11 protein-coding genes are annotated in these 12,809 nt (G+C 47.6%); 9 read left to right on the forward strand and 2 right to left on the reverse strand.

Features of this window, described 5'->3' with window-relative positions; translation table 11 throughout:
- Window positions 1-124: 124 nt before the first annotated feature.
- Entirely contained in the window at window positions 125-1,486 is a 1,362-nt protein-coding gene (locus JFQ59_RS08880) for an Ig-like domain-containing protein (RefSeq protein WP_202320074.1), read from the reverse strand.
- 137 nt (window positions 1,487-1,623) lie between these two features.
- Here JFQ59_RS08880 and JFQ59_RS08885 point away from each other — a divergent pair, with 137 nt between their 5' ends.
- Window positions 1,624-2,271: an acyltransferase gene (locus tag JFQ59_RS08885; RefSeq protein ID WP_202320075.1), complete on the forward strand. Its 648-nt coding sequence runs from the start codon at window positions 1,624-1,626 to the stop codon at window positions 2,269-2,271.
- 4 nt (window positions 2,272-2,275) lie between these two features.
- Entirely contained in the window at window positions 2,276-3,037 is a 762-nt protein-coding gene (locus JFQ59_RS08890) for an undecaprenyl-diphosphate phosphatase (RefSeq protein ID WP_202320076.1), read from the forward strand.
- Between the two features lie 2 nt (window positions 3,038-3,039).
- Here JFQ59_RS08890 and JFQ59_RS08895 read toward each other — a convergent pair whose 3' ends face one another.
- A complete protein-coding gene (locus tag JFQ59_RS08895; protein WP_202320077.1) occupies window positions 3,040-5,292 on the reverse strand; it encodes a vitamin B12-dependent ribonucleotide reductase in 2,253 nt (750 codons plus the stop codon).
- A gap of 157 nt (window positions 5,293-5,449) precedes the next feature.
- Here JFQ59_RS08895 and ala point away from each other — a divergent pair, with 157 nt between their 5' ends.
- The 7 genes from ala (at window position 5,450) to JFQ59_RS08930 (ending at window position 12,800) form a co-directional block, all read left to right on the forward strand.
- Complete coding sequence (gene ala, locus JFQ59_RS08900) at window positions 5,450-6,418, forward strand: alanine dehydrogenase (protein WP_202320078.1); 969 nt, start codon at window positions 5,450-5,452, stop codon at window positions 6,416-6,418.
- Window positions 6,415-7,098: a diphthine--ammonia ligase gene (locus JFQ59_RS08905; RefSeq protein WP_202320079.1), complete on the forward strand. Its 684-nt coding sequence runs from the start codon at window positions 6,415-6,417 to the stop codon at window positions 7,096-7,098. The genes ala and JFQ59_RS08905 overlap by 4 nt, the downstream gene beginning before the upstream one ends.
- A gap of 151 nt (window positions 7,099-7,249) precedes the next feature.
- Window positions 7,250-8,620 (forward strand): sulfate adenylyltransferase, encoded by a 1,371-nt coding sequence (gene sat / locus JFQ59_RS08910; RefSeq protein WP_202320080.1) that lies wholly within the window; start codon window positions 7,250-7,252, stop codon window positions 8,618-8,620.
- 10 nt (window positions 8,621-8,630) lie between these two features.
- On the forward strand, window positions 8,631-8,978 hold the full coding sequence (locus JFQ59_RS08915; protein WP_202320081.1) for a DUF6955 family protein: 348 nt from the start codon (window positions 8,631-8,633) through the stop codon (window positions 8,976-8,978).
- A gap of 43 nt (window positions 8,979-9,021) precedes the next feature.
- Complete coding sequence (aprB, locus tag JFQ59_RS08920; RefSeq protein WP_202320082.1) at window positions 9,022-9,474, forward strand: adenylyl-sulfate reductase subunit beta; 453 nt, start codon at window positions 9,022-9,024, stop codon at window positions 9,472-9,474.
- 14 nt (window positions 9,475-9,488) lie between these two features.
- Window positions 9,489-11,420 carry an adenylyl-sulfate reductase subunit alpha gene (gene aprA, locus JFQ59_RS08925; RefSeq protein WP_202320083.1) on the forward strand — a complete coding sequence of 644 codons (1,932 nt, stop codon included), beginning with the start codon at window positions 9,489-9,491 and terminating at the stop codon, window positions 11,418-11,420.
- A gap of 78 nt (window positions 11,421-11,498) precedes the next feature.
- Window positions 11,499-12,800, forward strand: a complete 1,302-nt coding sequence (locus JFQ59_RS08930; RefSeq protein WP_202320084.1) for a phenylacetate--CoA ligase family protein — start codon at window positions 11,499-11,501, stop codon at window positions 12,798-12,800.
- The last annotated feature ends 9 nt before the right edge of the window (window positions 12,801-12,809 follow it).

Here is a 12,809-nt window from a genome sequence, read left to right on the forward strand (position 1 = left end):
TCAATATGTCTGATTCGCCTGTCTGATATCATTATAACTATTGTCCTAATAGTAGTATTTAAAATTAACTGGTCGTGAGTCAGGCTGTTCGAAAACTAAAAAAAAAATAAATAATAATTTATAATTATTCTCTTCTCGCTCTCAGCAGTACAATAGCTGCAAGCATTCCCAGGGCACCAACAGCCACTGGCGGAAATTCAGGAACCGATGGCGCTCCTTCCCACGTCTTCTCGACCTGATTTGACTGAACCGTAACACCCTGGCTGTTGACCATACTCGCCACAATCACATCTGTTCCGGCGGATGTACTGGTGTAAGTGAAGCTCGCCTGTCCGTTGATATCTGTAACTGCTATATCCGTCAATCCGGCATTCGGACCGGATACGATCGTAAACGTCACATTGCGACCGGCAATCGGCTGTCCATGGTCGTCCTGGACTGTAGCGGTCACCGTATGCTGGGTGTTGAGAGCATTTGTTGCTGAGACAGGAGATAGGACAATACCCTCACCGACAACGGCCGATGTTGACAGGAAGAACGCTGCGAAAAAGATATTATCATCGTTTGACGGGTTATCTGTGTAGACGGTTATGGTTGTGTCACCATCCGCAACGAGCGGGATAAGGCTGTAGAGCTCATCATCATATCTTGGACTCGTGGCATCGCCATGTGAGTAAGCATCGGCCGGATTTGCGTTGCTATCATCCAGTCCACCGACAGTTAATAAAGCACCGTTATGAGCCTGTCCATCATCATGCCCTCCTGCTGACGAAGTCAGGCGAACGCCGTTGACATCCACATTGCTGTACTGGGTGTAGTCACTTGAGTCCTGATAACCGTAGGAAATACCAAGTGACATGTCGAGCACCAGATTGGGATCACTCTTGTCTATCGGTTCTGCGAACAAAACCGCAAAGGTGTCGCCATTAACATCCTGCGCTCCAAAGAGCAGTATCACAGTGTTATCGGTCACCTGATTCGGATCATCGAATATCACCGCAAGAATTACACCATCTATACGATACGTGTTGGCTTCGCTTATGTTGAAATCAATCCTTCCTGCTGGAGCAGAATCAATCTTGGACTTCACGATTGAAGTCACATTGGCCCAGTAGTTCCACGAGCTTATACTGCTTGGAGTTTCAATATCCCATGAAACACCAACACCATCAATGGCCACATCACCATCGGATAGTTTATAGCGTGTAAAACCCGTAGTTGCTGCTGCCAGATAGGCCGCCCTTACCGTAGCACCATTCGGTTTCTCCACCTGAATGATGCCGCTGCTTGCAGGATATATGCCGAGACCATCTATTGACAGGCTGATTTTTCCGGATTCGGTTACAACCGGGACAATTGAGCCCATCGTAACCTCTGTTAACCCTGCATCATCGATATCGGTGCCTGTGTCGACAGCAGAAACGTTTGTCAGAAGTAGCATGAATGCTGCCATTGTTACCAGAACTGGCAGTAACGCTTTTTTCATTTTTACACCTCCATGTAATTTCTTAAACTCTACTTTTAACTATATAAATTTTCCTTTTAGAAAAATTTTAATTCTAATAATCATAATGAGATTTCCGGTTTGAGACCAAGCTTTTAATATCGGCGAGCTATTGAAAAATGATGCTGCGCATTCACGACTCCGTTAGGATATATGGTGATACCGAAATTGGGGATGACTCTATTGTAATGGAAAACGTCATTCTGGGATATCCATCCTCCGATTTATTGAGGCAGGAGTGGGAAAAGGTTAAGTTTAAGGGCGCCACCATAGGCAGAAACGCAATTATACGTTCGGGGACGGTTATTTACTGCAATGTAGAAATCGGGGATAACTTCATGACGGGACACAATGTGATAATAAGGGAGAGAACCGTAATCGGTGATAACGTTCTGGTGGGCACGAACACAGTTATTGAGGGAAGCACAAGAATTGGAAACTACGTTAGCATCCAGTCAAACGTTTTCATTCCGGTCAACACGGTAATCGAAGACTTCGTCTTTCTTGGACCCAATGCAGTCCTGACCAACGATAAATTCCCCCTGAGGAGAGATTATGAGTTAAGAGGTCCGACAGTAAGAAGAGGAGCAACAATTGGTGCGAATTCCGTAATTCTACCATCTGTGGAGATTGGAGAAGGCGCTTTTGTGGCTGCCGGGGCGGTAGTTACGAAAAACGTTCCTCCCTGGAGCATGGCTGTTGGCTCTCCAGCGAGAATTTACGATCTTCCTGATGAACTGAAAACTCTCAACAGGATGAAGAAGTGAAATCATGGTCGATATCATCACGTTAACACTTCTGAGTATTTTTCAGGGCATATTTGAGTGGCTCCCGGTTAGCAGTGAGGGAATCTCCGTCTTTCTGATGATTAACCTGTTCAAACTTGACCCGACCCCTGCCCTGTCTTATGCAATTTTTCTTCATATTGGCACGATGCTGGCGGTTCTGGTTAAATTCAGACGGGATTTTCTCAAAATGCTCCGGTTCAGAGACACAACACTCCTGAGTCTGGTGGCGGTTACGACAGTATTTACAGCCATAACAGCGATACCGATTCTGAAAACCATCAGTGGATTTGGTAACGGGGAAGTGGTCAATCTTCTCATAGGGGTTATGCTCATAGTTACTGGATTGATTTTGAGACTGCCGAAAACTGGAAAAAGATACCTTTACGAGCTTGGTTTGAAGGAGGCAGCATTGCTGGGTTTGGCGCAGGGGTTTGCAATAATACCGGGAATTTCAAGGTCCGGCGTAACTGTGAGCTTTTTGCTTTTGAGAAAGCTGAATGAGGAGGATGCTCTAAAGCTCTCCTTTATTATAAGCGTCCCTGCCGTTATTGGCGCAGTTGCGGTTAGTGGATTACCGGAGAACGTGACAGTTACATCATCAATTCTCGCAGTTTTCGTGGTTTTCGTTGTGGGCTACATGGCAATGGATTTGCTGCTAAAATTTGCAAGAGAGGTTAATTTCTCAACGTTTTGCATTGCTTTTGGCCTCCTGTCTGTTGTGACCACCACACTACTGATGTTTTGAAGTTATCCACATTTTGTAAATCCACAGAATTTGCATGTTGCGCAGCCCTCACCGTATTCAAGAACGTTACCGCACTCCGGACAGACTCCGCCAATCTGTTTCGTTCTTTTATCTTCTTCCGCGCCCTCTGCGAAAGCGGTTAAGGGCTTGATCCCCTCCACCTCAAACCTTATTCTCCTGTACTCTCCTTTGAGGTGCTTTTCCAGAACCTTTGCAACTCCATCGGCACACGAGGTGATAACCTCTCCACTGTCGAATCCAGGGGAGGGGCAGCGAATGTTCTTCAACTGTCTTATCAGCACTTCTGGATCAATCCAGCTCCTGAGAGCAATTGAAAGCAGTCTTCCCATCGCCTCAGTCTGCGAAGCGGCACATCCGCCACTCTTCCCGAGCTGCACGAATACCTCTGCAATCCCGTATTCATCCTCGTTTATAGTAACGTAAAGAGAACCGCATCCCGTCCTCGTTTCTATTGTCCTTCCAGTGGTTATCCTCGGTCTGGGTCTCGGTTCTATATACCTTGCCGGAGGTCTGGGTTTGCCTTCCTTCTTTTCATCCTCGGCCTTCTTCACTTTCAATACCTGTTCCTCCCTGCTACCGTCTCTGTAAACGGTAATGCCCTTACATCCAAGTTCATATGCGAGCAAAAAGGCCTTTTCCACATCTTTTCTCGACGCAGAGTTTGGAAGGTTAATCGTTTTGCTTACAGCGTTATCTGTGTATTTCTGGAATGCTGCCTGCATCCTCACATGCCATTCTGGCAGGATGTCAAGGGCACATTTGAATACTCTCTTGATGTCTTCTGGAATCCCGTCAATGTTCTGGATGCTACCCTCACCTGCAACCTTTTCTATCAGTTCCTTGCTATAGAGACCCCTTTCTTTCAGTACGTTCTCAAAAATCTCGTTAATTTCGAAAAATTCCTCTCCATCAAGAATGTTCATTCTTTTGTATGCCAGGGCAAATATCGGCTCGATGCCACTGGAACATCCGGCAATGATGCTTATCGTACCTGTTGGGGCAATGGTGGTTGTTGTTGCATTTCTCATCTTTATACCCTTTTTTTCCCATACGCTGCCCTTCCAGTTGGGAAAAACTCCCCTTTCTTCGGCCAGATGCTGTGAGGCTTTGTGACTTTCCTCCTGAATGAATTTCATTACCTTCTCAGCAAGCTGCAGCGCTTCCTCGCTGTCATAGGGGACACCGAGCAGGAAGAGCATGTCTGCCCAGCCCATGACTCCCAGACCTATTTTTCTGTTAGCTTTGGTCATCTGCTCTATCTCGGGGATTGGGTAGCTGTTGACGTCGATAACGTCATCAAGGAATCTCACCGCTGTCCATACGGTCTCTTTCAAACCATCCCAGTCTATCTCAGAACCATCAACGAATTTGGCGAGATTGATGCTGCCGAGATTGCAGGATTCGTATGGAAGCAATGGTTGTTCTCCACACGGATTTGTTGCCTCAATCTGGCCAACGTGGGGCGTCGGATTGTGCCGGTTTATGGTGTCAATAAAGATCATACCGGGCTCGCCGTTTCTCCACGCCCCCTCCACTATAAGGTTGAAAATTTTTCTTGCGGATATTTTTCTGACAGTTTCACCCGTTCTCGGGTTGATGAGTTCGTAATCGTTATCACTCTTTAAAGCCTCTATGAATGCATCTGTTACTGCAACGCTGATGTTGAAGTTCCTCAACACTCCTTCCTCCCATTTTGCTTTGATAAACTCCTCAATATCCGGGTGGTGGACGTTCAGCACGCCCATGTTTGCACCTCTCCTCCTTCCACCCTGCTTGATCTGTTCTGTTGCGGCGTCGAAAATCTTCATGAAACTTACAGGACCGCTGGCAACTCCCATTGTTGATTTCACAATGTCACCCTTGGGTCTAAGCCTTGAAAAGCTGAAACCCGTCCCACCACCGCTTTTTTGGACTCTTGCCATGTCCCAGAGAGCTTTGAAAATACCATCTATTGAATCGTCTATGGGAATAACAAAGCAGGCTGAAAGCTGATTTAACTCGGTTCCAGCGTTCATCAGGGTTGGAGAGTTTGGCATGAATTTCTGCTCCCATAAGAGCCTGAAGAATTTTTCAGCCCATCTCTCCACATCATTGCCGTAGTTTTCTTCGGCCTTAGCAATAGCCTTCGCAACTCTCCAGCACATTTCTTCTGGCGTCTCGATTACATTACCCTCATCATCCTTAAGGAGATATCTTTTCCTGAGCACAGTTTCGGCAGTTCGGTTAAGCTTCATCAGACCACCTGTAAAGATTGATTTGCCCTCCAATAAAACCGTTATGGCTGGCCTGCCACTGCACCCATTGAAGGAATTTTCGTTTGAGAAGATTTATTTTACACATTATCAAATTATCTTGACATTAGCTTTAAAATGGTTCGGCAATACTGGAAGTATGGAAACTTTATTGCTCACCCAGCAGGAGGTTGAGAAACTGATAACGATGGATGAAGCTATGGATTCGGTGGAGGAAGCTTTCAGGCTTTATGCACTCGGCAAGGCTTCGATGCCCCCCAAGGTATATCTCGAGTTCTCCGCTGGAGACCTGAGAGCGATGCCTGCACATCTGATGGGGTATGCAGGATTGAAGTGGGTAAATTCCCATCCTCAAAATCATGAAAAGGGATTGCCAACTGTGATGGCCTTGATGATTCTGAACGACCCTGAGACAGGCTTTCCACTTGCAGTGATGGATGCCACCTTCCTTACATCTCTGAGAACAGGAGCGGCCGGAGGAGTTGCGGCCAAGTTTCTGGCTAGGGAAGATAGCGAGGTTTTTGGTTTCGTTGGTTGTGGTACGCAGGCGTATTTCCAGTTCGACGCTCTTTCCAGAGCTTTTGATATACAGCTTGTAAGGGCTTACGATATAAGGAAAGAATCGGCAGAAAGGTTTGTGGGGTACTGCAAAAAAGCCGGTGTGGATGCGGAGATTGTGGAGGTGAAAAAAGCGTGCAGGTGCGATGTGCTTGTTACAACCACCCCATCTAGAAGTCCGGTTGTCAGGGCAGAATGGGTGGAGGAGGGCACGCATATCAACGCCATAGGTGCAGATGCTGCCGGGAAACAGGAACTTGAAATCGAGATTCTCCTAGCAGGAAAAATTGTTGTTGATGACATCGAGCAGGCGGTGCACGGAGGGGAGGTAAATGTGGCCATTTCGAGGGGATACATGGATGTGGGCAGGATTCACGCCACCCTGGGGGAGGTAATTGCCGGTCTGAAAAGTGGGAGAGAGAGTGATGATGAGATTACGATCTTCGATTCCACAGGACTTGCGATCCAGGACATAGCCGTCGGGAAGATTGTTTACGAAAATGCTTTGAACAGGAATACAGGTACCAGAATTCAGTTTTTCGGGCCATGAGGGTTGTTGCTCTAATATCTGGCGGTAAGGATTCCATGCTTGCGCTTCATGAGGTTGCCAGAGAGCACGAAGTAGTCGGACTTTTAAGCATACATCCGGACAACACAGATTCTTACATGTTTCATTCTGTTAATCTCCACATGCTCGATGCGATAGCCGCAAGCCTGAACTTACCACTGACCAAACTTAAAGTCTCCGGCATTGAGGAGATAGAGGTTGAGGAGCTTGCAGATCAGGTGAAGGGCATCGAGGCAGATGCGCTTTGCATCGGTGGTATAGAGTCAAATTATCAGAAAAAGAGGTTTGAAAAGATTTGCGACGCCGCTGGACTGGAGCTTCTTGCTCCACTCTGGAAAAGAAGCCCTGAAGATATAATGTTCAGGGTGGCGAGGGATTTTGAGGCAATAATTGTCAGTGTTTCAGCAATGGGTCTGAATGAGACTTATCTCGGGCGAAAAATTGATGAAAAGTGTGTTAGTGACCTTCTGGAACTTAATAGAAAGTATAAAATCCATGTTGCTGGAGAAGGAGGAGAATTTGAAACTCTTGTCCTTGATGCACCATTGTACAGACATAAAATTGTGGTAAACAGGGCCAGAAAGATCTGGGATGGGATGAGAGGATACTATTTTATTGAAAGTTATTCGAAATTTTCGAAATCGCCGAATGGAAAAATTTAGAAAACCTCCGCACTTCTTTTTCGAAAATTTAAAACAACTGCGGTTTTTACAAAGACGGAAAATTCGCAAACCTTTAATCATTAAAATATTTTTCGAAACCTTTATATAAGGTTTTGAAAAAAAATACATCATAGGCTAGGAGGTGGAAGAAATGCCCTTAATAAAAACACCGCCACCACACGGCGGAAAGCTTGTTGAAAGGGTTGTTAAAAAGAGAGAAGTTGCCGAAAAAATGATTGCCGGTTGCCCCACGTACGAATTGAAGCCCACAACACTTCCCGATGGGACGCCAATTCGCCATGTTTACAGAGAAATAATGTCCGTCTGTTATGGCTTCTTTAGCCCGGTGGAAGGTTCGATGGTTCAAAACGAGCTTGAGAGGGTTTTGAAAGAAAGGAGACTTCTCAGCGAGTGGATATTTCCGTACCCAATTCTCTTTGACATCAGTGAGGAGGACTATAAAGCTCTGAATGTTGGAGAGGGAGACAGACTGTTGCTCATGCTTAAAGGACAGCCCTTCGCCATTATAGACATTGAGGAGGTTTACAAAATTGATCCAACGGACGTTGCGACAAGAACCTTTGGTACACCGGAAAATAACCCCGAAGTGGTCAGGGAACCTTTCAACGATAAGCACCCCGGCTATATGATATACAAGATGCACAATCCGGTAATTCTGGCCGGGAAGTATACCATCGTGAACGAGCCGAAATTTAAGGAACCCTTTGACAGGTTCTGGTTCCCGCCCTCAAAGTGCAGGGAAGTGATAATGAACGAGAAGAAATGGCGGACTGTTATTGCACACCAGACGAGGAATGTACCGCATGTGGGACACGAAATGCTCATGAAAGCTGCTGCCTTTACCGGTGATATCGAACCATGTAATGGAATTCTCGTGAATGCAATAATCGGTGCGAAAAGGAGAGGAGATTATCCCGATGAGGCAATTCTTGAGGGACATGAGGCCGTTAACAAATACGGCTACATCAAGCCCGAAAGACACATGGTCACCTTTACGCTCTGGGACATGAGATATGGCAATCCAATCGAGTCTCTGCTGCATGGCGTTATAAGGCAGAACATGGGCTGTACGCATCACATGTTCGGCAGAGATCATGCGGCAGTAGGTGAGTACTACGACATGTATGCAACCCAGATTCTGTGGAGCAAGGGAATTCCGAGCTTTGGATTCGAGGCTCCGCCAAACGAAGTTGATTACGGCCTGAAGATAATACCGCAAAACATGGCCGAGTTCTGGTACTGCCCCATCTGTCAGGAAATTGCCTACAGTGAGAGCTGCGGTCATACTGATGCAAAGCAGAAATTCAGTGGTAGCTTCCTGAGAGGAATGGTAGCTGAAGGTGTATTCCCACCGAGAGTGGTCATGAGGCCGGAGGTTTACAAGGCGATAGTCAAGTGGTGGAAGGTATACAACTATCCGTTCGTGAACAGGAAGTATCTTGACATGAAGAACAAGGAGCTTGAGGTCGATCTTCCGGCGATGGAGGTACCCAAGGCGTGAGGTGATGAAAATGCCGCACTACATTTCGGTAATTCTGGATGATGAAAGGTACGAGAAAATCAAGGGAACTCCTCTTGAGGAGAAGATAACCTATCTCTTTGGCGGTCAACTGAAGTCTCTCATTGTGGAGGTTCCCGAAGAGAAGTCTGAGAAAATACTCAAGGCCTTTGACAAAGCAAGGATCGACTCAAGAGGATACATCGAGGATGTTCCTGTAGCATTTAGAAGGGCCGTATTCGAGGAAATTGCAAAAGCCAAGTCTCTGGACGTCATCGATAAGGTCCTTGAGAGATTGGACGAGCTGGTGGAGGCTGCAAAGAAGGAGGATGAATACATTCCTCCGCCGGAAATTGAGTAATATTTTTAAATTTTTAAAAGTGTGAGAATAGGAGGTGAGTTGAATGCCGTCGTTTGTAAACCCGGAAAAGTGTGATGGATGTAAGGCGCTGGAGAGAACGGCATGTGAGTACATCTGCCCCAACGACTTGATGACACTGGATAAGGAGGCAATGAAAGCGTACAACAGAGAGCCCGACATGTGCTGGGAGTGCTATAGCTGTGTTAAGATGTGCCCGCAGGGTGCAATTGATGTAAGGGGTTACGTGGACTACTCCCCGCTTGGCGGTGCATGTGTGCCCATGAGAGGTACCTCGGACATCATGTGGACCGTGAAGTACAGAAATGGAAAGGTGCTGAGATTCAAGTTTGCCATCAGAACGACTCCTTGGGGGTCAATCCAGCCTTATGAGGGATTCCCCGAACCAACTGAGGAGGCACTGAAGAGCGAACTTCTGTCGGGAGAGCCGGATATTATTGGCCTGAGCGAGTTCCCGCAGGTAAAGAAGAAGGCTTAAAGGTGGTGGTATAAATGGTGTATTATCCGAAAAAGTATGAGCTGTATAAGGCTGCCGATGTGCCCACAGAGGTAGTCGAGACCGACATCTTGATTATAGGAGGCGGTTTCTCCGGCTGCGGTGCGGCGTACGAGGCTGCGTATTGGGCAAAGCTTGGTGGATTGAAGGTTACGCTTGTTGAGAAGGCGGCAGTTGAGAGAGGTGGAGCTGTTGCCCAGGGTCTTTCCGCTATAAACACATACATCGACCTCACTGGCAGGTCTGAGAGGCAGAACACCCTTGAGGATTATGTCAGATACGTCACTCTCGACATGATGGGTCTTGCAAGAGAGGACCTTGTTGCGGACTACGCAAGGCATGTCGATGGTACTGTTCACCTCTTTGAGAAGTGGGGTCTGCCAATCTGGAAGACTCCAGATGGGAAGTATGTGAGAGAAGGTCAGTGGCAGATAATGATTCACGGTGAGAGCTACAAGCCGATCATCGCCGAGGCTGCGAAGATGGCCGTTGGTGAAGAGAACATCTACGAGAGAGTGTTCATCTTTGAGCTGCTTAAGGACAAGAATGATCCAAATGCAGTTGCCGGAGCTGTTGGATTCAGTGTAAGAGAGGCAAAATTCTACGTGTTCAAGGCCAAAGCCGTGTTGCTGGCCACCGGTGGTGCAACACTGCTCTTCAGGCCGAGAAGCACCGGAGAGGCTGCTGGCAGGACATGGTATGCAATCTTCGACACCGGCAGTGGCTACTACATGGGTATGAAGGCCGGAGCAATGCTCACCCAGTTCGAGCACCGCTTCATACCGTTCAGGTTCAAGGACGGTTACGGGCCAGTTGGAGCATGGTTCCTATTCTTCAAGTGTAAGGCCAAGAACGCATACGGTGAGGAGTACATCCAGACAAGGGCAGATGAGCTGAAGAAATACGAGCCGTACGGTGCAGCTCAGCCGATTCCAACACCGCTGAGAAACCATCAGGTGATGCTTGAAATCATGGATGGCAACCAGCCGATCTACATGCACACCGAAGAGGCTCTGGCAGAGCTGGCTGGAGGAGACAAGAAGAAGCTGAAGCACATCTACGAGGAGGCTTTCGAGGACTTCCTCGACATGACCGTCAGTCAGGCACTGCTCTGGGCGTGCCAGAACATCGACCCGCAGGAGATGCCATCCGAAGCCGCACCTGCTGAGCCGTACATCATGGGTTCACACAGCGGTGAGGCCGGATTCTGGGTGTGCGGCCCAGAGGATCTGATGCCGGAGGAATATGCAAAACTCTTCCCGCTGAAGTACAACAGAATGACGACAGTCAAGGGACTGTTTGCAATCGGTGACTGTGCAGGAGCCAACCCGCACAAGTTCTCCAGCGGTTCGTTCACCGAGGGTAGAATTGCTGCAAAGGCTGCAGTCAGATACATCCTTGAGCAGAAACCCAACCCAGAAGTTGACGAAGCAGTTGTTGAAGAGCTGAAGAAGAAGGCTTACGCACCGATGGAGAGATTTGAGCAGTACAAGAATCTTTCAACTGCAGACGATGTCAACCCAGAGTACATCTTGCCGTGGCAGGGACTTGTGAGGCTCCAGAAGATAATGGACGAGTATGCTGCCGGTATTGCTACGATCTACAAGACCAATGAGAAGATGCTTGAGAGGGCTCTTGAGCTGATCGCTCTTCTCAAGGAGGACCTTGAGAAGTTGGCAGCGAGGGACCTGCACGAGCTGATGAGAGCATGGGAGCTTGTACACAGAGTCTGGACTGCCGAGGCCCACGTCAGGCACATGCTGTTCAGAAAGGAGACAAGATGGCCCGGATACTACTACAGAACAGACTATCCAGAGCTGAACGATGAAGAGTGGAAGTGCTTTGTCTGCAGCAAGTACGATGCCGAGAAGGACGAGTGGACATTTGAGAAGGTACCCTACGTCCAGATCGTGGAGTGGGCGTTCTAAAATTTTTCCAATTTTTATTTTCCCTTGCCTTGCCTTAAACAAACTCAAACTTTTTAAAGCAAATGATAACTTCATCCCATGTACTGGAATCCTGCGATTGAAAGGCTTTCGACCGAAGAGCTCGAAGAAATTCAGGAGAGAAGATTGAGGTCTCTAGTAAAAACGGTCTATGATTATTCACCATTCTACAGAAAAAGGTTCAGAGATGCCGGAGTGGACCCATCGGATATCAGGAGTCTGGAAGATCTGTCCAAGTTGCCCTTTACAAGGAAAAAGGATTTGAGAGACACGTATCCATTTGGAATGTTTTCCGTTCCGCTTTCGCAGGTGGTCAGGTTCCATGCCTCCAGCGGAACTACCGGGAAACCAACTGTTGTTGGATACACCGCAAACGACATTAGAAACTGGGTGGAAAGTCTCTGCAGAGCTCTGGTAAGCTGTGGTGTGGGCAGCGAGGATATAATGCAAATAGCATACGGATATGGCCTGTTCACAGGAGGTCTCGGTTTTCACTACGCTGCAGAAAGACTTGGGGCAACAGTCCTTCCGATTTCTGCAGGAAACACGGCGAGACAGGTTGAACTGATGAAGGATCTGGGTACAACCGTAATTGCCTGCACACCATCATACATGCTTTACCTTTCTGAGTACGCCGAGGAGATGGGCGTCAGCATCGAAAGAGATACAAACCTGAGAATGGGCATTTTTGGAGCCGAGCCCTGGAGTGAGGAAACGAGGAAAAGAATTGAAAGTAAAACCGGTATAACCGCCTACGATGTTTACGGCACCTCAGAGCTGAGTGGCCCGCTCTTCACCGAATGTGCTGAAAGACAGGGCATCCATGTGTGGGCGGATATGTTTCTGATCGAAGTGGTGGATCCAGAAACTGGAGAGCAGGTTGGTGAGGGCGAGAAAGGGGAACTTGTCGTAACAACACTCACTAAGGAAGCTTTGCCGCTGATAAGGTGGAGGACGGGTGACATAACCTATGTTGAGACTGATAAATGTGCATGCGGCAGAACTCATCCGAGGATAATGCGCATTCTTGGCAGATCGGATGACATGCTGATAGTCAGAGGAGTCAATGTATTTCCGAGTCAGATCGAGCATGTTTTGATGCAGATACCGGAGGTTGGCGAGCATTACATGATAATCCTGGATCGCAGGGAGGATGGCATGGACGAAATGACAATTCAGGTAGAGCTGAGTGACAGAGTTGAAATAGATACTACTGGGGACATCTTGAGGCTGGAGAAGAAAATATCAGAGCGTCTGAAGAGTGTACTCAACGTCTGGGCAAAGGTGGAGGTGGTCAACCCCGGTACGCTCCAGAGGTTCGAGGGAAAGGCTAAAAGAGTTATTGATAGGAGAAAGATATAGAGGTGAATA

It is taken from the genome of Archaeoglobus neptunius (genome assembly GCF_016757965.1).
GTDB lineage: Archaea > Halobacteriota > Archaeoglobi > Archaeoglobales > Archaeoglobaceae > Archaeoglobus > Archaeoglobus neptunius.